15 protein-coding genes are annotated in these 19,473 nt (G+C 67.1%); 2 read left to right on the top strand and 13 right to left on the bottom strand.

The window, feature by feature from the left end; genetic code table 11:
- Window positions 1-20: 20 nt before the first annotated feature.
- Both LQ772_RS10710 and LQ772_RS10715 read right to left on the bottom strand, forming a co-directional pair.
- A complete protein-coding gene (locus tag LQ772_RS10710; RefSeq protein ID WP_231320748.1) occupies window positions 21-1,157 on the bottom strand; it encodes an OmpA family protein in 1,137 nt (378 codons plus the stop codon).
- 344 nt (window positions 1,158-1,501) lie between these two features.
- The gene (locus tag LQ772_RS10715) at window positions 1,502-2,953 is read right to left on the bottom strand and encodes a bifunctional 2-methylcitrate dehydratase/aconitate hydratase (protein ID WP_231320749.1); all 1,452 of its coding nucleotides are present in this window, start codon (window positions 2,951-2,953) and stop codon (window positions 1,502-1,504) included.
- Window positions 2,954-3,304: 351 nt separating this feature from the next.
- Between LQ772_RS10715 and LQ772_RS10720 the strand changes: the two genes are divergently transcribed.
- Window positions 3,305-3,982: a TerC family protein gene (locus LQ772_RS10720; protein ID WP_231320750.1), complete on the top strand. Its 678-nt coding sequence runs from the start codon at window positions 3,305-3,307 to the stop codon at window positions 3,980-3,982.
- A gap of 39 nt (window positions 3,983-4,021) precedes the next feature.
- On the opposite strand, the gene LQ772_RS10725 is transcribed toward LQ772_RS10720, so the two are convergent.
- The 3 genes from LQ772_RS10725 to prpB all read right to left on the bottom strand — a co-directional run bounded on the left by LQ772_RS10725 (window position 4,022) and on the right by prpB (window position 7,246).
- Complete coding sequence (locus LQ772_RS10725; RefSeq protein ID WP_231320751.1) at window positions 4,022-4,795, bottom strand: porin family protein; 774 nt, start codon at window positions 4,793-4,795, stop codon at window positions 4,022-4,024.
- A 297-nt stretch (window positions 4,796-5,092) separates the two neighbouring features.
- Window positions 5,093-6,238, bottom strand: a complete 1,146-nt coding sequence (prpC, locus tag LQ772_RS10730) for a bifunctional 2-methylcitrate synthase/citrate synthase (RefSeq protein ID WP_231320752.1) — start codon at window positions 6,236-6,238, stop codon at window positions 5,093-5,095.
- A 123-nt stretch (window positions 6,239-6,361) separates the two neighbouring features.
- Entirely contained in the window at window positions 6,362-7,246 is an 885-nt protein-coding gene (gene prpB / locus LQ772_RS10735) for a methylisocitrate lyase (RefSeq protein ID WP_231320754.1), read from the bottom strand.
- 120 nt (window positions 7,247-7,366) lie between these two features.
- Between prpB and LQ772_RS10740 the strand changes: the two genes are divergently transcribed.
- Complete coding sequence (locus LQ772_RS10740; RefSeq protein ID WP_231320756.1) at window positions 7,367-8,383, top strand: MerR family transcriptional regulator; 1,017 nt, start codon at window positions 7,367-7,369, stop codon at window positions 8,381-8,383.
- 334 nt (window positions 8,384-8,717) lie between these two features.
- Here the strand turns inward: LQ772_RS10740 and LQ772_RS10745 are convergent, their stop codons facing one another.
- From LQ772_RS10745 to LQ772_RS17345, 8 genes are all read right to left on the bottom strand, one after another.
- A complete protein-coding gene (locus LQ772_RS10745; RefSeq protein WP_231320758.1) occupies window positions 8,718-9,704 on the bottom strand; it encodes a malate dehydrogenase in 987 nt (328 codons plus the stop codon).
- Between the two features lie 62 nt (window positions 9,705-9,766).
- Window positions 9,767-10,966, bottom strand: a complete 1,200-nt coding sequence (locus tag LQ772_RS10750; protein WP_231320760.1) for a pyridoxal phosphate-dependent aminotransferase — start codon at window positions 10,964-10,966, stop codon at window positions 9,767-9,769.
- A gap of 335 nt (window positions 10,967-11,301) precedes the next feature.
- Window positions 11,302-11,811, bottom strand: coding sequence for a peptidylprolyl isomerase (locus tag LQ772_RS10755; protein WP_231320762.1), 510 nt, complete (start codon window positions 11,809-11,811; stop codon window positions 11,302-11,304).
- 76 nt (window positions 11,812-11,887) lie between these two features.
- Window positions 11,888-13,573: a trehalase family glycosidase gene (locus LQ772_RS10760; RefSeq protein WP_231320763.1), complete on the bottom strand. Its 1,686-nt coding sequence runs from the start codon at window positions 13,571-13,573 to the stop codon at window positions 11,888-11,890.
- On the bottom strand, window positions 13,570-14,646 hold the full coding sequence (locus LQ772_RS10765; RefSeq protein ID WP_231320765.1) for an alpha/beta hydrolase: 1,077 nt from the start codon (window positions 14,644-14,646) through the stop codon (window positions 13,570-13,572). The genes LQ772_RS10760 and LQ772_RS10765 overlap by 4 nt, the downstream gene beginning before the upstream one ends.
- Window positions 14,643-17,021 (bottom strand): glycoside hydrolase family 65 protein, encoded by a 2,379-nt coding sequence (locus LQ772_RS10770; protein WP_231320767.1) that lies wholly within the window; start codon window positions 17,019-17,021, stop codon window positions 14,643-14,645. The genes LQ772_RS10765 and LQ772_RS10770 overlap by 4 nt, the downstream gene beginning before the upstream one ends.
- Window positions 17,018-19,264, bottom strand: coding sequence for a glycosyl hydrolase family 95 catalytic domain-containing protein (locus LQ772_RS10775; protein WP_231320769.1), 2,247 nt, complete (start codon window positions 19,262-19,264; stop codon window positions 17,018-17,020). Before LQ772_RS10775 ends, LQ772_RS10770 begins: the two co-directional genes overlap by 4 nt.
- Window positions 19,261-19,392, bottom strand: coding sequence for a hypothetical protein (locus LQ772_RS17345; RefSeq protein WP_256445224.1), 132 nt, complete (start codon window positions 19,390-19,392; stop codon window positions 19,261-19,263). The genes LQ772_RS10775 and LQ772_RS17345 overlap by 4 nt, the downstream gene beginning before the upstream one ends.
- Between the last annotated feature and the right edge of the window lie 81 nt (window positions 19,393-19,473).

The raw sequence follows: 19,473 nt of genomic DNA on the forward strand, positions 1-19,473 counted from the left end.
CTGTTGCATGGCAGTTCCGCTTACTGCTGGACCTGCAGCTCCGTGCGGCGGTTGCGCGCGCGGCCATCGTTGGTGTCGTTCGAATCGATCGGGTCGGCTTCGCCGTGGCCGATCGGGCCTTCCAGGCGGCTGGCATCGATGCCGTGCGAGGTCAGGTAGTCGTACACGATCTTCGCGCGACGCTCCGACAGCGACTGGTTGTAGGCGTCGGTACCGACCGAGTCGGTGTAGCCGGCGACAGTCACGTGCACCTGCGGGTAGCGCTGCAGGGTATCGACGGCCTGGTCGAGGATGGCCAGCGAGTCGGAGGTCGGCTCGGCGAGCGCCTTGCTGATGTCCGTTTCGCCCTTCGACGGACGGTCGAACTTGAAGTTGACGCCGCGCAGGTCGATCACGACCTTCTGCGGGCAACCGTCCGGACCGACGATCGTGCCGGCGGCGGTGGCCGGGCACTTGTCTTCGCAGTCGTTCACGCCGTCGTTGTCGCTGTCCTGGGTGGAGCAGTCATTGGCCGGCGGGGGCGGCGGCGGGGCAGCCTGTTCCGGAGCGGCAGCCGGCTCGCCGAAGCGCGACACGATGCTGAAGCCCAGGAACCAGTCGCCGTAACCGTCTTCCGTCGGCTGGCTCTTGTCGTCCCAGTCGTAGCGGTAACCGGTCTCGATGCGGATGTCCGAGCTGTCGGAGACAGTCTTGGACACGCCCACGCCCAGCTGGGCGGCAGGCGACCAGCCATCGTCGATCGCGTTCTGGTGGTAGCTGCCCATCACGCCGGCGAGAACATACGGACGCCAGGCATTCCAGTCGCCACCGTAGAAACGCGCAGTGACGCCGAAGTTGTTGTTGGACCAGTTGCCACCGCCCACGGCGGCATCGCGGTCACGCTGCGTGCGGTCGATGAACAGGTCGATCGAAGCGTTCGGAGCGATGAAACGGCCGATACCGAGCCCGTAGTAGAACTGGCGGCTGTTGGTGTTGCGATCGGTATCGTTGTAGTAGCCGCCAATGGTCGGGGCGATATACCAACGGCCGTCATAATCGCCCGTGGTGGTCATCGGGGCGGTATCGGCGGCGGCGTCAGCGGTATTGTCCTGCGCGTGAACGGCACCTACGCCGCCCAGGGCCAAGGCAATAAGGAAATACAAGCCCTTACGTTTCATCAGGTGTCTCCTTCAATTATTGGTGTTCGCAGCCGTTTCACCTCATACGGACCGCGCGTCAAACTCACTTTGACTTCCGGAAGCTTGAGCCGCCCCCTCGCTTTTAGTCCCTACGGGCAAGCGGCACGAGTGTAGCAAAACCGTTAAGCCGTTCTCACAACGGCGCAGGTCCCCCGGTGAGGCCTTGTTCAGCAAAGCCCCACGCCCATTGCCGCCCGAATGGCGTCGAAATGGCGTGAATACGAGAAAACCCGGCCGCTTGGACCGGGTTTTTCGTGGAAGGCATTCCAGGCGTTAGCCTGTTTTCATTGCCGCCCCAATGCCATTGGCGCGGCTAATTGTAGTTAAAGCGTGAAAAGCCCAAGGAAACGCTGGATCGGCATGGCGTCCAGCACCTTCGGATCGGCGGCAGCGTCCAGGATGGCCTTCACACGGTGCGCCGGCAGGTGGCCGCGCAGGGCCGCCTCGAACTTCTTCAGCAACACCGGGATGCCCTCGGCGCGACGCTTGCGGTGACCGATCGGATAGTCGATGGAGACTTTCTCGGTGGACGTGCCGTCCTTGAAGAACACCTGCACCGAGTTGCCGATGTAGCGCTTGTCCGGATCGAAATAATCCTTGGTGAACTGCGGGTTCTCGCGCACTTCCATCTTGTCGCGCAGCGCGTCGATGCGCGGGTCGGCGGCGACGTCGTCGTTGTAGTCCTCGGCGGTCAGGCGGCCGAAAATCAGCGGCACCGCCACCATGTACTGGATGCAGTGGTCGCGGTCGGCGTAATTGGCCAGCGGACCGGTCTTGTCGATGATGCGCACGCCCGCTTCCTGCGTCTCAAGCACGATCTTTTCGATCTGGTCGAGCTTGCCGGCCACCTGCGCGTGCAGCTGCATGGCGCATTCCACCGCGGTCTGCGCGTGGAATTCGGCCGGGAAGCTGATCTTGAACAGCACGTTTTCCATCACGTAGCTGCCGAAGGGACGCTCGAACTCGAATGCGTTGCCCTTGAAGGCCACGTCGTAATAGCCCCAGGTCTTGGCGCTGAGCGCCGACGGGTAACCGACTACACCGCGGTAGACCGCGTTGATCGCGTGGGTCACGGCGCGGCGGCAGGCGTCGCCCGCGGCCCAGCTCTTGCGCGGCCCGGTGTTGGGGGCGTGGCGATAGGTGCGCAGCGCGCCGTTGTCGATCCAGCTGTGCGACACGGCGGTGGTGATCTGCTCCTTGGAGCCGCCGAGCATTGCGGTGGAGACCGCGGTGGAGGCCAGGCGCACCAGGATCACGTGGTCTTGGCCGACGCGGTTGAAGCTGTTCTTGAGCGCGTAGCAGCCCTGGATCTCGTGTGCCTTGATGGCGTAGCCGAGGACGTCGCGCACGGTGAAGGGCTGGCCGCCCTCGCGCTCGGCCTTGCGGCTGAGATAATCGGCCACCGACAGGATCGCGCCCAGGTTGTCCGACGGATGGCCCCATTCGGCCGCCAGCCAGGTGTCGTTGAAGTCGAGCCAGCGGATCTGGGTGCCGATGGCGAAGGCGCCCTGCGCCGGATCGAGCTCATGGCTGGTGCCCGGCACGCGCGTGCCGCCCGGCAGGTTGGCGCCCGGCACCAGCGGCCCGAGGTGCTTGACGCACTCGGGGAACTTCATCGCCAGCATCGCGGTGCCCAGCGAATCGAGCAGCATGTAGCGGGCGGTGTCGTAGGCTTCCTTCGACTCGATCCGGTAGTCGGCCACGTAGTTGGCGATGTCGACCATCGGCTGGTCGGGATCGGGGCGAACGGCGGAACGGATGTCGTGGGCGCTCATGGAGGGCTTCTCGCGGGATGAAAAACGGCCATTGTATCCGGCCGACCGCATGGTTGCTCCATTCCCGGCATGCGCGGCTGCTGGATATGGCGGTCGCGCACAGGTGCCCGCCTGCAGGGCAATGCCGAGCTTGACCGTCGCCGGCGCCACCTCGACAATCGCGGCACACCCAAAGGGGAGTAGTTCCGGCACCGCGGTTTTCCACGCGGTGCCGTGCGGTGATCGTCATCACGGACGCCTTCGCGTCCCGGTCACCCCGGCGAGGTCTTTCGCGAACGAGACTTTTGCGGTGGCGACGGGCCTGTGCGCGTGTCCGCCGTCATCGCCATGAGTCACGCGCGGGAGCTTTGCATGGACATCAGCGGTACCGATTTCGTCTCCGGCCTCCTGGCCATCATCCTGCTCGACCTCGTGCTCGCCGGCGACAACGCGATCGTGATCGCGCTGGCCGCGCGCAACCTGCCCAAGGCGCTGCAGAGGAAAGCGGTGTTCTGGGGCACCTTCGGCGCGGTGGCCGTACGCGTGGCGTTGACCGCTGTCGTCGTCTACCTGCTCAAGTTGCCCGGCCTGATGCTGGCCGGCGGCGTGCTGCTGTTGCCGATCGCCTGGAAGCTGATCAAGCCCGAGGCGGAAAGCGGACACGAAGTCAGTGCGGCGGACAGCTTCTGGGCCGCGCTGCGCACGATCGTGGTGGCCGATGCGTTGATGGGCCTGGATAACGTGCTGGCGATCGCCGGCGCGTCGAAAGGCCATCTGGGACTGGTCGTGCTTGGCCTGCTGATCAGCGTGCCGCTGGTGGTGTGGGGTTCGACGCTGATCCTGAAACTCATCGAGCGCTTTCCTTTCATCGTCTACCTGGGCGCAGGCGCGATCGCCTGGACCGCCGGCCGCATGATCGCCCATGACCATCTGCTGCGCGGCTGGTTCGATGCGCATCCCTGGCAAGGCTACGCGCTGGACATCCTGCTGATCACGCTGGTGTGCGGCGGCGGCTGGCTGGCCCAGCGTCGCAGGGCCCGGCTGGGGTGAATGCGAGGGACCGCAACCGGAGCGGTTGCGGTCCTTCCGTTACCAGCGCAGCTTCGCGAACGCCGACGGTCCGCTAAGGGTCATGTCCAGGTCCGCGTCGTAGGCACTGCGGTTCCAGTGCAGCTTGATCTGGCTGTAGCCGTATTCGACACCGAAGCCCAGGTTCCGCCACGGCAACCATTCCACGCCGAGCGCGGCGTTGTAGATATGCCCGCTGATGCGGCCGCCGTTCTTGCGCACGCCCGACGCGTCCAGGTACATGCGCCACTGGTCGTTGAACATGTGGCGCCAACCCAGCTGCAGCATCGGTGCCCAGGCGCTGTCGTTGCTGGTGGTGGCGACCGATACCACCTGCTCGCCTCCCTGCCCCAGATCGTAGGCGCCATCGCCCGCCAGCGCGGTCTTCACCCGATACCAGCCCGCGCCCAGGCCGACGCCATAGGCGTCGTTGCCCTGTCCGAACCACCAGCGCCAGGCGACGCTGCCGAAGTTGAAATCGAGCTTGGCGCGGACGTCCGCGTTGGCGCTGTAGTTCACGCCGTCATAGGTGATGTCGCGCGCGAGCACCTGGTGGCTGGAGCGGTCGATGTTGTAGTAGTCGAGCGCCAGGCCCTGGTGTTCGCCGAACAGGAAGTCGGCGCGCACGCGCGGCACGGCCTTGTTCTTGTCGAAGCCAAGGTCGTCCTCGAGGTTGATGGTGCCGCTGAGCGTGTCGCTCGGGTCGGCGATCCTGACGTCCGTGTCCACGCCGGCGTAGTAGCCACCCAGCCGCACGCTGGCGCGGTCCAGGACGGGGGAGGAATCCTGTGCCATCGCGGCGGTGCTCCCCAATGCGAGCGGGACCAGGACAAGAAGCGGGGACCACGACGGACGCTTGGCGGGATGTCGCATGCGGAGGCTCTCTCGGAATGGCGGGCCATGGTAGCCAGCGTCCCCGTGGACAGGCCGTGGACAGCGCCGATCCATGACCATCGCATGCTTGTGCGGGAGTCCCCTTTGGGGCCATGCCTTCGGAGCATCGCCCACCAGGGGCGCATGCAAGGGATGCGCGCAGCGCGAGCCCTTTCCGCCGAAGTCCCTCCCGACGGGGAGGGACTTCCAGTCGGGCGCTCAGCGCTTCTCGATCGGCACGTAGGTCTGGTCTTCCGGACCGGTGTAGTTCGCGCTCGGACGGATGATCTTGCCGTCCTGGCGCTGCTCGATCACGTGCGCGCTCCAGCCGGAGGTGCGCGCGATGACGAACAGCGGCGTGAACATGGCGGTCGGCACGCCCATCATGTGGTAGGCGCTGGCCGAGTACCAGTCGAGGTTGGGGAACATCTTCTTGAGGTCTCCCATCAGTTTCTCGATGCGCTCGGAGACCTCGAACAGGGTCGGATTGCCGCCATCGGTGCAGAGCTTGCGCGAGATTTCCTTGATGATCTCGTTGCGCGGGTCGGACACCGTGTACACCGGATGGCCGAAACCGATGATGATTTCCTTCCTTTCCACGCGCGCGCGGATGTCCGCTTCCGCCTCGTCGGCGTTGCGGTAGCGCGCGATGATCTCCATCGCCACCTCGTTGGCGCCGCCGTGCTTGGGACCGCGCAGCGCGCCGATCGCGCCGGTGAGGGCCGAATACATGTCCGAACCGGTGCCGGCGATCACGCGGGCGGTGAACGTCGAGGCGTTGAACTCGTGCTCCGCGTAGAGCACCAGCGACTTGTCCAGCGCCTGCGCATGCAGTTCGCTCGGCGCCTTGCCATGCAGCACGTGCAGGAAGTGCGCGGCGATCGACTCGTCATCGGTCTCCGTCTCGACCCGCTTGCCGTTGTGGCTGAAGTGGTACCAGTACAGCAGCATCGAGCCGAAGCTCGCCATCAGGCGGTCGGCGATGTCGCGCGCGCCGGTGACGTTGTGGTCCTCCTTCTCCGGCAGCACCGTGCCCAGCACCGAGCAGCCCGTGCGCAGCACGTCCATCGGGTGGGTCGCGGCCGGCAACAGCTCCAGCGCGCACTTGACCGGCGCCGGCAGGCCGCGCAGGCGCTTGAGCTTGGCCTTGTAGTTCTGCAGCTCCGTCCAGCTCGGCAGCACGCCGTGCACCAGCAGGTAGGCCACTTCCTCGAAACTGCCCTTGGCCGCCAGGTCATGGATGTCGTAGCCGCGGTAGTGCAGGTCGTTGCCGCTGCGGCCGACCGTGCACAGCGCGGTATTGCCGGCCGGCACGCCGGACAGCGCAACGGATTTCTTGGCCTTGGGGAGGACTTGCTCGGTCATAGGGTATCTCCTGGATGCAAGGGTTGGGTGCCAGGCGGGGACTCTTGTAGGAGTGCACCCTGTGCGGCGACCGGATGTGCGGCAGAACGGTCGCGGACAGGGTCCGCTTTACAGGGAGCCTGATCAGCTCTCTTTGGAAAACAATGCGTCGAGCTTGTCCTCGTAGGCGTGGTAGCCCAGGAAGTCGTACAGCTCCTCGCGCGTCTGCAAGGTATCGATGATGCCCTTCTGCGTGCCTTCGCGGCGCACGGTTTCGTAGAAGTTCAATGCCGCCTTGTTCATCGCGCGATAGGCGCCGCAGCAGTAGAGCGCGATGTCCACGCCAGCCGAGCGCAGCTCGTCGGTAGTGAAGAACGGCGTGGAACCGAATTCGGTGAGGTTGGCCAGGATCGGTACCTTCACCGCCGCCTTGAACCGGCGGTAGTCGTCCAGCGTCTTCATCGCCTCGGGGAAGATCATGTCGGCGCCAGCCTCGACATAGGCGCAGGCGCGTTCGATCGCCGCGTCGATGCCTTCCACGGCCGCCGCGTCGGTGCGGGCCATGATCACGAAGCCCGCATCGGTACGCGCATCCACCGCCGCCTTGACCCGGTCGACCATCTCCGCCTTCGACACGACTTCCTTCCCGGGACGATGGCCGCAGCGTTTCTGGCCCACCTGGTCTTCCATGTGCACGGCGGCCACACCGACGTTGATGAAGGAGCGGATCGTGCGGGCGATGTTGAATGCCCCACCCCAGCCGGTATCGATGTCGACCAGCAACGGCAGCTGGGTGGCGTCCACGATGCGGCGCGCGTCGGTAAGCACGTCCTCCATCGTGCTGATGCCGAGATCCGGCATGCCCAGCGAATTGGCCGCCACGCCGCCGCCGGAAAGGTAAAGCGCCTTGTAGCCGACGCGCTTGGCCATCAAACCGGCGTAGGCGGTGATCGCGCCCATCACCTGCAGGGGCTGCTCTTCGGCCAGCGCGGCGCGGAAGCGGGCGCCGGGGGATGCGATGGGGGACATGGAAGGCTCCGCGGGAAAAGCGCCATTTTAGCGCACCGTCCGCCCTTGCCCCTGTCCCGGGACTTGACCCTCACGTAACGTGAGGCTGGAGCCTGCCGGCACGCACCGAGGAGACCCACCATGCCGCTGACCGTCGGCGAACTCGCCCGCCGCTGTGGACTGACCGTCCGCACGCTGCACCACTACGACGCCATCGGCCTGCTCAAGCCCTCGCTGCGCTCCGATGCGGGCTATCGCTTGTACGACCGGACCAACGTGGAACGCCTGCACCGTATCCAGGCGTTGCGACAGTTCGGCCTGCCGCTGGCCGACATCGGAACCGTCCTGTCCGGGCCCGAGCAACCGCTGGGCGAGCTGATCGATCGCCAGATCGCCCAGCTCGACCGCGAGCTCGACCGCGCTGCCCGCCTGCGCAGCCGCCTGGTTGCACTTGGCGGGCAGCTGGCCGCCGGACAGTCCCCCGACCTGGCCGAGTGGCTGGACACGCTGGAACTGATGACCATGTACGAAAAATATTTCTCCCCCGAGGAGCTGCAAAGCCTGCCCTTGCACAACGACCCGGATGTATTGGCGCATTGGAATGCGCTGATCGGCGAAGTACAGGCCGCCATGGATCGCGGAGTCACGCCCGAGGCGCCGTATGCGCATGCGTTGGCCTTGCAGTGGATGGAAGCGGTCCAACGGGGCACGGGCAACAACCCCGGCTTCATCACCCGCCTGAAGGCGATGCAGGACAACGAGCCGGGGATACGCGAACGCAACGGCATCACGCCTGCGCTGGAGCGTTTCATCGAGCGGGCACTGGTAGACGCGAGGCTGGTGATCTTCGAGCGTTACCTGGGTCCGTCGGACATGGAACGCATGCGCGCGAATTACGGTGCTCACATGTACGACTGGCCGCCGCTCATTGCGGAAGTGCGTGGCGCCATCAACGCGGGCGTGCCGCCGACCGATCCCCATGCCCAACGGTTGGCGCGGCGCTGGATGGAACTCTTCCGCGCCTATGCCGGCGACGATCCGGCCACGCACGCGCGCATCCGCGAGGCCTACGTGAACGAGCCGGATCTGCGCAGCGGCAGTTCGGTGGATCCGGCGATGCTTGCGTATGTGCGCTCGGCGATCGAGGCGATGGGATAGGCGCACCCGCACAACCGGCCATTCGCGACGGCGCAGGTGACGGGGAGGTTTCCCGCGTGACTGCCAAGAGCATGCGCCGAACTTCCATGCGCTGTCGCAAGCGTGGCCCCTCACCCCAACCCTCTCCGCGGAGGGCAGAGGGCGTGGCTCGCGGGCGCGCGAAGCATCCCGGTCGGCTACCGACGCGCGCCTCTTCCCTCCGGGGCGAGGGCTGAGTGAGCAGCCAGGGCTTGCGGGGAGTTCCGGCCTAGCAGTGGAAAGCTTCGTCGTTGCTCACTCCGGAAAAGAAAAAGGGCGGCCAAGGCCGCCCCTTTTTTGACCAGGCCCGGAAGCCTTACTTCTTCGCGAACAGGTGTTCGACGCCGCCACGCTCCTCGCGCAGCTCCTTGTCGGTCGCGTCCATGCGGGCGCGCGAGAAATCGCCGGTCTCCAGACCCTGCACGATGGCGTACTTGCCATCCTTCACGGTCACCGGATAGCCGTAGATCACGCCCGGCGCGATGCCGTACGAGCCGTCCGACGGAATGCCCATCGAGACCCAGTCACCCTCTTCCGTACCCAGCGCCCACGAGCGCATGTGGTCGATCGCGGCCGAAGCGGCCGAGGCGGCCGACGAGGCACCGCGGGCCTTGATGATGGCCGCGCCGCGCTGCTGCACGGTCGGGATGAAGTCGCTTTCGTACCAGGCCTGGTCGACCAGCGACAGCGCCGGCTTCCCGTCCACGGTGGCGTGGTGGATGTCCGGGTACTGCGTGGAGCTGTGGTTGCCCCAGATGGTCATCTTCTTGATGTCGGTCGAGTGCTTGCCGGTCTTCTCCGCGAGCTGCGACAGCGCGCGGTTGTGGTCCAGGCGCACCATCGCGGTGAAGCACTTCGGGTCCAGGTCCGGCGCGTTCTGCTGGGCGATCAGCGCGTTGGTGTTGGCCGGGTTGCCGACCACCAGCACCTTCACGTCGCGCTTGGCGTGGTCGTTCAGCGCCTTGCCCTGCGGGCCGAAGATGGCGCCGTTGGCTTCCAGCAGATCCTTGCGCTCCATGCCGGGGCCGCGCGGACGGGCGCCGACCAGCAGCGCGTAGTCGACGTCCTTGAAGGCGACGTTGAGGTCGTCGGTAGCCACCACGCCGGCGAGCGTCGGGAACGCGCAGTCGTTGAGCTCCATCACCACGCCCTGCAGCGCGGGCAGCGCCGGGGTGATCTCCAGCAGGTGCAGGATGACCGGCTGGTCCTTGCCCAGCATGTCACCTGCGGCGATGCGGAACAGCAGCGCGTAGCCGATCTGGCCAGCGGCGCCGGTGACGGCAACTCGGACGGGGGCTTTCATCACTTCACTCCTTAAGGTTCAAGAGGTGGACTGCGGCCCACCAAGGCTGGTAATCGAGAAGGTCAAGCCAGTTCGGCGAAGAATTCCTGGATGCGCTTCAAACCCGGCTCCAGCTGGGCGGTCGGGCAGGTGTAGGAAATGCGCAGCGAACGCGGTTCGCCGAAGGCCGAGCCGGGCACGCAGGCGACGCCCTTGGCTTCGAGCAGCGCCGCGCAGACGTCCACGTCGCTGTTGATGGGCATGCCGTTGTGCGACTTGCCGAAGGCGACGGAGATGTCCGGGAAGGCATAAAACGCACCCTGCGGGCGCGGGCAGACCACGCCGGGAATCGCGCGCAGCGCGGCGACCACGACGTCGCGCTTGGCGGCGAATTCGGCGCACTTGGCCTGCGGGACGTCCTGCGGACCGCTGAAGGCGGCCACCGCCGCGGCGGTGATCACTTCCGGCACGCTGGTGATGTGATTGGAATTGAGCGTAGTGACCGCCTTGGCCACCGACTCGGGGCCGGCCAGCATGCCCACGCGCCAACCGGGCATGCCGTAGGTCTTGGACACCGAATCGACGAACACCAGCCGCTCGCGCAGTTCGGGTCGGGCAAAGACGAAGTTGTGGTAGCCGATACCGTCGAACACCATCGAGTTGTAGATGTCGTCGGTGATGATCCACGTATCCGGATAGCGCACGAGCACGTCGGCCAGCGCGGCGATTTCCTCGGCCGTGTAGACCATGCCGGTCGGATTGGACGGATTGTTGAAGAGGAACACCTTCGGCTTGCGCTTGAGGGCTTCCTCGAGCTGCGCCGGTGCGAGCTTGTAGTTCTGCGTCGACGGGCACGGCAGCACGTTCATCTTCGCGCCGACGATGTCGGCGATGTCGCGGTAGGTCGTCCAGTACGGCGCGGCGAAGCAGATCTCGTCGCCCTCGTCGAGCAGCGCCTCGGCCAGGTTGTAGAGCACCTGCTTGGCGCCGATGCCGATGGAAAGGTTCATGCGGCCGTAGCCGGAGAAACCCAGCGCCTCGATGTGCTCGAGGAAGGCATCCAGCAGCGGCTCGGCGCCGCGGTTGCTGCCGTACTGGCCCGAGTCGTGGCTGAGCGACTCGCGCGCCGCGGCGTAGACGTGCTCGCCGGGCAGGAAGTTGGGCACGCCGATCGAGAAGCTGATGATGTCCCTGCCCTGCGCCTTCAACTGCCTGGCCTTTTCGGCGATGACCATGATCGCGCTGGGCTTGGCGCGACCGACACGCTGGGCGAGCTGGGGCATGGCTTCCTCGGGGGGTGTGGGTGAGGTAACCGGCGGATTTTAGCACGCGGCCGGAAAGCGCTTTCTTCCCCGGACGCAGCTCGGGGGAGAGGGTCGGAAAAGCCAGAGGGTTCGGTCGTCACGCTGGCCCGAAGCCCAACGGTACAGGGGATGGGACGGCCGAGCCGAGCTGAGTTGCACGGCGCGGTTGGCGCAACCCAGTCGCGCCCAGGGCGCTCCTATAACGCACGCGTGGTGTCGATCTCGTCCCGGAGAGCTGAGAGGGCTCGATCCAGGCGACGGGCCTCTCCCTCCCCGATCGCGTCGGGGAGGGAAACCAGATCACGCGACAAGGCTCAACCGCGCTGGTCGAGCTTTTCGTTCCATTCCTTGATGCGGTCGGCCTGCGCGGCCATCAGCGCATCGACGTCGCCTTCGACGGCCACACGCTCGATGGTGTCGCCTTGGCGGATCGCGTTGACCACCTTCTGGTCGTCACCGCCGACCACTTCGCCAAACACGCTGTGCTTGCCGTCCAGCCACGGGGTCGGGCCGTGGGTGATGAAGAACTGGCTGCCGTTGGTGCGCGGGCCGGCGTTGGCCATGGACAGCACGCCCGGCTTGTCGTGGCGCAGCGAGGGGTGGAACTCGTCCTCGAACTTGTAGCCGGGGCCGCCGGTGCCGGTGCCCAGCGGGCAACCGCCCTGGATCATGAAATCGTTGATGACGCGGTGGAACGACAGCCCGTCGTAATAGCCGCGGCGGGCCAGGTTGACGAAATTGGCGACGGTCACCGGCGCCTTGTCCTCGTGCAGGCGCAGGTGGATCGGGCCGCGATTGGTCTCGAACGTGACGTTGATGGTCATGGCAATCCCTTGGGACGTGGGCGAAAAGGCCGGCAAGGATAGCGCAGCAGCCGGCCGTCGCCCGTGAACCGCCTGATCAGTGCACCGCCGGCGCCTCGGCGCTGCGCGCGGTGGCAGGCACCCGTGCCGGCGCGCCTTGCAGCAGCTGATGCAGCTTGAGGTAGACCGCGTTGGTCCAGCCGAAACCGATCACGTTGGTGGTGTAGCCGGCGGTGATTTTGACGTCCGCGTTGCCGAGCGCCATGTTGTATTTCTCGCGGATCGTGCCGTCGTGGGCGAAGCCGGTCTCCACGGTGGCCATGAACTTGTGCGCCAGGCGTTGCGCATCGTCACGGAAGCCGTAGGCGTCCAGGCCCGAGATCGCCAGCCAGTTGGTGGGCGCCCAGCCGAACGGCTCGTCCCATTGCGCGCCGCTGCTCAGGTTGTCCATCGACAGGCCGCCCTTGCGCTCGAAAACGGCCAGGTGCTTATCCAGCGAGGCGGCCTGCTCCCTGGAGGCAAGCCCCGCCCACAGCGGCCAGTACGTGGTGACATAAGGCTGCGTCGATGGCTTGCCGGCGATGAAGTCGTAGTCCATGTACATGCCCTGCTGCGGCTGCCACAGGTATTTGTTCATCGCCGCCTTGCGCCGCGCAGCGGCCTCGGCCCATTGCTGCGCCTCGGCCACCTTGCCCAGTTGCAGGGCAAGGTCGTGCAGGTCGCGCTCGTAGCGGTAGAGCAGGCTGTTGAGGCCCACGCCGGCGTAGTGGTGCGTGGTGCCACCGTAGGGACCGAAGTGGAAGTTGGTGTCGAAGCCGGACTCGCGCATCGCGCGGTCACCCAGGTAGTAGTCGGCGCTCAGCCGGTAGCCCTGGGCCCAGGCGCCGGCGCAGACGTCGGACGCCCCGGTATCGCAGCTCGCGGTCTTGAGCTTCGCCGCTTCCGTGGCATCCGGATGTTCCGAGGCCTTCACCAGATAGCCGGGATCGGCCTTCCGATGGGCCAGCACCCACGCGATCACGCCGCGGTAGTACTCGCTGCCGTGCATCTCCGGCACCGGGCCGGCGCCCAGGTCGAAGTAGCGCGCCAGTCCGGTGTCGCCCGCGCGGTGCTCCGGTCGCGTCCAGATGCGGTAGTTCGACACCGCCAGCGGATAGGCGTGCACCAGCCAGGCGTGTCGCTCGGCCTCGTCCTTGAAGGCGCCGTGGGCGGCCAGCACGTCGGCGACCATGCGGCTGAGGAACGGCGGCTGCGAGCGGGTCAGGTAGTAGGTGCGGTTGGCGTTGAGCACGCCGCCGTAGTGCTCGACCTCGAACAGCATGTTGTCGGTCATGTCGCGCGCCAGGTCATCGCGGTGGTCGGCGAGCAGGCCCAGCTGAATGAAATAGCTGTCCCAGCCGTACATCTCGTTGAACTGCCCGCCCGGTACCACGTAGGGCCTGGGCAGGTAGAGCAGACCCTCGGCCGGAAGCTTCGAAGGCATCAGGTCGCCGAGCCGCTCGATGCGCCGGGGCAGCGTGCGTACTTCGACCTTGCAGCGCCTGGCGATGTCGTCGATCCCCGCGGGTTTGTCCAGGCCCGCCGGCAGGTAGAGCACCGGACGCGCGTCCATCTTCGGATCGTGCAGCGCCGAGCAATCGTCCAGCGAGCGCGTGAGGGTGTCCCAAGCCTTGTGGATGTAGGTCTCTGTCTTCGCCGGGCTGGGGCTGGCGGCGCTCGCCGCGTTGGAGAGCACGAGCGCCATGGCGCCGAGCAGGGAGACGATCCGCGGACGGGTCTTCATGGATGGGCTTCCTCTTGCGGTGGGGCGAGGTGGCGCTCGAAGAACGCCACGATGGTGCGGTAGGCCTGCCGCGACTCGGGCAGCTCGGGGTCGGAGAAGAACGAATGCCACATGCCTTCCCACACGTGCAGCTCGGCCTCGACGCCGGCCTCGGTCAGTAGCGTCTGGCTGTGCACCACCGAGCTCATCGCCATGTCGCGCGTGCCGGTGATCAGCAGGGTCGGCGGGAAATGTTTGAGCAATTCGGGCGAGAGGCCCGGCTGCACCCTCGGGTCGCTGGCGTCGATGCCGTGGAAATACGGCAACGTAGCGAGGTCCAGCGGCTCCGCCGGCACGCCCTGCCCGTTGAGCAACGGCCCGACGTAGGCCGAGTCGCCGGCGATGGTTACCAGCGAGCCGCAGAAGGTGCCGATCGCGCCGGGCACGGGCACCTTGTCGGCGATGAAGCGGGCCACCGCCTCGCCGGTCAGGATGCCGCCGGCCGAGCAGCCGTAGATGCCGATCTCGCTTGGCCGATGGGTTTGGAGCAGCTTGCGGTAGACGGCCTCGACGTCTTCGCTGGCGGCGGGGAAGGTGTGCTCGGGCCCCTGCCGGTAATCCAGCGTGATGACCTCGATCCGGCCCAGGCTGGCGACCGGAATCGCTTCGACGAGACCGCCACTGCCGGCGCCCCAAAGGAAAGCGCCACCGTGCAGGTTGACCAGCACGCGATGACGATTGGCCGCGCTGACGCCTTGTTCGGGCAGCACCACGTCGGCGCCGACGCCGGCGATGGTTTCGTGCCGGACGGTGACCGGATAGAGCTTGCGCATACGCGCGGCGCGGTCGCTGTTGAGGCGATCGTAGAAGCGCCGGCTCTGCTCGATCGGCGCGCTGAGAGGCGGCGACTGGGCACCCGCCGCCAGCATCCGGGGGAAGAACGCGCGCGCCTGCGGCGAAGCGAACTGCGAATACGGGATCGCCACCGAAGCGGCGGTCACCGTGCCGTCGGGCCTTACCCCGGCCTGCTCATCGGCCCAGGCCGCGACCGCGAACAGGCAAGCCAGAACCGTGAACAAGGCGCGGGCGTTCATGGCCGGTCCTCCGCGGGTCGGCGCGTGAGCGCGACGCGTCCGTTCCGATCGCGGCTCACGGTGATGTCGTAGTACGCACCACGCAACGCTACGTGGGTCAGCGTGAAGGCGTGCCACGTCGGCGGCAGCACCGGCGGATAGGCTGCGACCAGGCCGCCGGGTTGCAGGCGCAGGCCGGTGAAGCCGTACTCGATGGTCTGCAGCAGCCCCCCGGCGGCGGTGATGAAGTATCCCGTGTTGTTGTTCGGCGTCTCGGTGCGCACGTTGAACGGCGGCTGCATCACGCCGGCATGGAGGTTGCGCTGGAACCACGCATTGGCCCCGGCGGCATCGCCCAGCGTGGCCGCGTAGATCGCCAGCGGCGCCAGACCCATGCTGTTCGGATCGCGGTGCGACTGCGTGATCGGCGCCAGCGAGTAGTCGTAGTCGCGCCGCCGCACGCCCGGCTCCATCGGCAGGTCCAGCGAAGGCAGGACCAGCATCGGCAACGAGCTGCCGCCCCAGGAATCGATGTCGTGCGGCACCGACGGATCGAAGTCCAGGTGATGCCCGGTCTTCGCGTCGAATGGGATGTACAGCTTGCCCGCGACCTCCGCCCAGCGCGGATCGGCCTTCTCGCCCAGCACTGCGGCGGCCTGCGCCGCCAGCCGCAGCGCCTTGCGCGCCGAGACGTTGGTGAAAGTGTCGTTGGGCACGTCATTGTAGTCCTCGTCCACCGAGGTGACGTGCGGGATTTCATAGCGCTTGCGCTCAGGCACCCAGGTCGCGCGGCTGGCCCAGAAGTCGGCGACCGCGCGGATCACCGGCCAGCCATGGTCGCGCAGCCAGCCCTTGTCGCCGCTGGCCAGCCAGTACTGCCACTGCGCGATGGCCACGTCGGCATTGACGTGGATCTCGCGCTCGCCCAGCACGTAGGCCGGGTGCGGCGTCTGCTCGGTGCCGTGCTGCGGGTCGGACTCCCACGGATACATCGCGCCGCGCAGCCCACGCTCACGGGCGCGCGCTTGGGCAGCGGGCAGCGTGCGGCTGCGGAAGTCGACCAGCGATCGCGCGCGCTCCGGATGCAACAGCAGCAGCGCCGGGAACACCCAGGTGTCGTTGTCCCAGAACACGTGCCCGGCATAGCCCGGCGTCAGGCCGCAGGCGCCACTGGGCCATGCGGTGCCGGGCGTGACGTTCGACAGCAGGTAGTACAAGTCCGAGTGCACCATGCGCTGGGATTCCGGATCGCCCTCGATCCGGATGTCGGAGCGCCACAGGTCGTGCCAAGCGGCGACGTGGCCTTCGCGCAGGCGCGCGAAGCCGTTCGCGCGCGCCTGCCGCACCAGCGCCAGGTCTGCCTTGGCGTCGCCACCCCAGCCCTCGCGCGACAGCGCCACGAACTTGCCAAAGGCGTAGGTGTGGCCCTTGCGCACCTTCGCCTTCAGTTCGAGGGAAAGCCGCCACGGGCTTCGGTAGACGCGGGCACTGCTCGGTGCGAGGCCTTCGGGTAGCGCCACGGCGACCGCCTCGGCCATCGACAATCCCTGTTCGGCGCGACCGTCCAGCGAGAGGGTCAGCCCCTTGGCATCGCCGTGCGCGTCGAGCACGTGGGTGTCGCCGTGGTACCACAGCGGGGCGCGGTCGGGCGTGGCCGGCGGGATAGGCTCGAGCTTGAGGTTGTTCGCCGCCACCGCCTCCTGCATCTGCTCGCCGGTGAGGCGGGCCAGGTCGAAGCGCGGCTGGTGCGGCGCCCACAACGCGAGCGGAAAGGACAGCTCCACCTCGCCGTCGAACTCGGGCGTGATCGACAGCTGTGTTGCCGCCAGGTGCGGCGAGGCCTGGCTGACCAGCGAGACCACCTCGATGCGCGTGGCGCGGCCGTGGTCGTCGTAGCGGTAGCGCGTGGTCAGCGTGCCGTCGTGCAGGTCCAGAACCTGTCGGTAGTCACCGAACACGGTTGGATCGAGCGCGACCTGGTTGAGCCAGAAATGCCCGGAAGACGAAGTGCCGGTGCTGTAGTCGATGCCGCTCCATCCGGGTATCGCCGCGGGACGGGAGACATCGCCCTCGGCGTAGTCCATGAAGGCGGCCATGTAGGACAGGTTGTCCTCGGTGCCGCGCGGGGCACTAAGTGTGGCCACATAGCCATTGCCGAGCTGGGTCGGAAAGTACGTGGGGAAGTCGCGGGCGGTGGCGGTGAGCAGGAAGCTCGGGTCGGTGGCGGCGGCCGGCGCGGAAAGTGCGAGGGCGGCGCAGGCGATCAGCCACAGCATCCAGAGGGCGATGCCCTCGAGCGATCCCTTGCCGAACAGCGTGGTTGCAGGAGCGCCCCCGGGCGCGACCCGGGCATGGCGGTCGCGCCCAAGGGCGCTCCTGCAGGGATCGCGGTTCATGGCGCCGCCTTGCGTACCAGCTGCACCTTGCCGTCGGCGCCGCGCCCGACGTGGATGTCGAAGCGCTTCCCGCGGAAATGCACGCCCTTGAGCGTCAGGCCGTTCCAGCCCGGCGGCAGCACCGGCGCGTATCTCTCGCTGAGGCCGTCATCGTCGATGCGCAGGCCGGTGAGGCCGTACAGCATGCTCTGCAGGAAGCCGGACGAGGTCGCGAGGATGTACCCGGCGTTGTTGGCGGCGGTCTCGGTGCGCACGTTGAACGGGGCCTTGAGGAAGCCGACCAGGTTGCGCTCGATCCATGCACCGGCGGCGGCCGCATCGCCCAGTTCCGCGGCGCCGACGGCCATCATCACCATCATCATCTCGTTCGGGTCGTCACCGTGGCTCTTCAGTTCCTGCAACTGGAACTGGAAGTCGTTGCGGCGCACCTGCGGCGACATCGGAAGGTCCAGGTTCGGATACATCAGCCAGACCAGCGAGGAGCCCATCCAGGTGATCTTGTCGTGCGGCACCGACTTGTCGAAGTCCAGGTGGCGCTGCTCGGCCTCGTCGAAGGGGATGTACATCTTCGAGGCGATCTCGCTCCAGCGCGGGTCGGCCTCGGCGCCGACCACGCGCGCCGCCTTCACCGCGATCTGCAGCGCCTTGCGCGCGGCGGCATTGGTGAACGAGTCGTTCGGCACGTCGTTGTAGGCCTCGTCGGGCGAGGTGACGTGGTGGATCTCGTAGCGGTCGTGCGCCTTGTCATAGGTGACGCGGCTGGTCCAGAAGGTGGCGATGCCCTCCAGCACCGGCCAGGCCTGCGTCTTCAGCCACGCCTCGTCGCCGGTGGCGAGGTAGTACTGCCACTGCGCGATGGCGATGTCGGCGTTGACGTGTACCTCGCGGTAGACCTCCCACGCGAAGTGCGGCGTGACGTCCACGCCGGTCTGCGGATCGGCCTCCCACGGGTACATGGTGCCTTTGACGCCGTACTGGCGGGCGCGCGCCCGCGCCGGTTCGGTGGTGCGGTCGCGGAACATCACGATCGGCTTGGCGCGCTCCGGATGCAGCAGCAACAGCGCCGGGAACACCCACGAGTCGCTGTCCCAGAACGCATGGCCCGCGTAGTTGGGCGTCAGCGCGCAGGCGCCCATCGGCCAGGCGGTGTCGACGGTACTGTTGGACAAGAGGTAGTAGAGGTCCGAATGCACCGCCTTCTGCACCGCCGGGTTGCCGTCGATCACGATGTCGGACTGCCACAGCGCGTGCCAGGCGGCCTGGTGGTCGGCGAGCAGGCGATCGAAACCGGTCGTGCGCGCGGCGCTCGCCAGGGCAAGCACGTCCTTGTCGTCGCCCCAGCCGTCGCGCGAGAGCGCCAGGTATTTGGTGAAGACGTAGCGCTGGCCCTTGTGCAACGTCGCGGTGATCTCGATCGAGAGTTTGGTCGGCGTCCGTTCCAGCTTCACCGTATCGGGCGAAAGGCCCTCGGGCAGGCCGATCGCGGCGGCCTCCGCCATGCCAAGCCCATGCTGCGCCCTGCCCTTCAGCGCGAGCGTCAGCGCCCTGGCATCGCCATCGGCGGAAAGCACCTGCGTGTAGCCCGGATACCAGACCGGTGCACGGTCGGGCGTGGGCACCGGTTTGTTGTCCAGGCTCTGTCCGCTGGCGATCACCGCCGCGATCATCTCCTCCCCGCCCATGCTGGCGATCGGGAAGCGCGGCTGGTGTTCGGACCACAGCCGCAGCGGGAAGCTCAGCTGCACCGGGCCGTCGAACCGCGGGGTGATGGCGATCTGCGTGGCCGCCAGGTGCGGCGAGGCCTGGCTGACGAAGGAGGTGACCTGGATGTCGCTGGCCTTGTTCGCATAGGCGAAGCGGTAGCGCGTGGTCAGCGTGGCGCCCTGCATGTCCAGCGTCTGCGCGTAGTGCTGGAAGATGCCCGCGTCCAGCCGCGTGCGGTTGAGCCAGCCGCCGCCGGGGTTGTAGTCGATCTCGCTCCAGCCGGGAATCGCCGCCGGGCGCGAGATATCGCCCGGCTTGTAGTCCATGAACGCGACCATGTACGCGGCGCTGGGCTCGGTGCCGCGCGGCGAGGTCATGGTGGAGAAGTAGCCGTTGGCCAGGTAGCTCGGAAAGTAGTTGCCGAAGTCCTTGGCTGTCGCCGTGAACTGGAAGCTCGGATCAGTGGCGGCGAAGGCCGGCGTGGCAACCAACGCAACGACGAGCGGGAACACCGCGAGTCCGACGGGAAAGCGCTTCATGGGCACTCCTCTTTGCTGCCGGGCTTGTGCAAGGGCGGCACCGCCTGGCCGTCATTCCCGCGGAAGCGGGAGGCGCCTTTCAACTGCGACTGCTGGTCTTCGATGCCACGCTCGTCGAGGGCGGCCATGGATTTCCCGCTTTCGCGGGAATGACGCCCGGGCCGTTCCGGGTTCCATCCCGGGAACCCGAAAAAGGCGCCTGCGCCCGC

The sequence above is a fragment of the Frateuria edaphi genome (assembly GCF_021117405.1).
Lineage (GTDB): Bacteria > Pseudomonadota > Gammaproteobacteria > Xanthomonadales > Rhodanobacteraceae > Frateuria_A > Frateuria_A edaphi.

Excerpts from the sequence above, each read along its gene's own strand:
- prpB (WP_231320754.1), bottom strand. The coding sequence starts at position 7,246 with ATGTCCCCCATCGCATCCCCCGGCGCCCGCTTCCGCGCCGCGCTGGCC.
- LQ772_RS10765 (WP_231320765.1), bottom strand. The coding sequence starts at position 14,646 with ATGAACGCCCGCGCCTTGTTCACGGTTCTGGCTTGCCTGTTCGCGGTC.
- LQ772_RS10775 (WP_231320769.1), bottom strand. The coding sequence starts at position 19,264 with ATGAAGCGCTTTCCCGTCGGACTCGCGGTGTTCCCGCTCGTCGTTGCG.
- LQ772_RS10710 (WP_231320748.1), bottom strand. The coding sequence starts at position 1,157 with ATGAAACGTAAGGGCTTGTATTTCCTTATTGCCTTGGCCCTGGGCGGC.
- LQ772_RS10725 (WP_231320751.1), bottom strand. The coding sequence starts at position 4,795 with ATGGCACAGGATTCCTCCCCCGTCCTGGACCGCGCCAGCGTGCGGCTG.
- LQ772_RS10750 (WP_231320760.1), bottom strand. The coding sequence starts at position 10,966 with ATGCCCCAGCTCGCCCAGCGTGTCGGTCGCGCCAAGCCCAGCGCGATC.
- LQ772_RS17345 (WP_256445224.1), bottom strand. The coding sequence starts at position 19,392 with ATGGCCGCCCTCGACGAGCGTGGCATCGAAGACCAGCAGTCGCAGTTG.
- LQ772_RS10720 (WP_231320750.1), top strand. The coding sequence starts at position 3,305 with ATGGACATCAGCGGTACCGATTTCGTCTCCGGCCTCCTGGCCATCATC.
- LQ772_RS10755 (WP_231320762.1), bottom strand. The coding sequence starts at position 11,811 with ATGACCATCAACGTCACGTTCGAGACCAATCGCGGCCCGATCCACCTG.
- LQ772_RS10740 (WP_231320756.1), top strand. The coding sequence starts at position 7,367 with ATGCCGCTGACCGTCGGCGAACTCGCCCGCCGCTGTGGACTGACCGTC.
- LQ772_RS10770 (WP_231320767.1), bottom strand. The coding sequence starts at position 17,021 with ATGAACCGCGATCCCTGCAGGAGCGCCCTTGGGCGCGACCGCCATGCC.
- LQ772_RS10760 (WP_231320763.1), bottom strand. The coding sequence starts at position 13,573 with ATGAAGACCCGTCCGCGGATCGTCTCCCTGCTCGGCGCCATGGCGCTC.
- LQ772_RS10745 (WP_231320758.1), bottom strand. The coding sequence starts at position 9,704 with ATGAAAGCCCCCGTCCGAGTTGCCGTCACCGGCGCCGCTGGCCAGATC.
- LQ772_RS10715 (WP_231320749.1), bottom strand. The coding sequence starts at position 2,953 with ATGAGCGCCCACGACATCCGTTCCGCCGTTCGCCCCGATCCCGACCAG.
- prpC (WP_231320752.1), bottom strand. The coding sequence starts at position 6,238 with ATGACCGAGCAAGTCCTCCCCAAGGCCAAGAAATCCGTTGCGCTGTCC.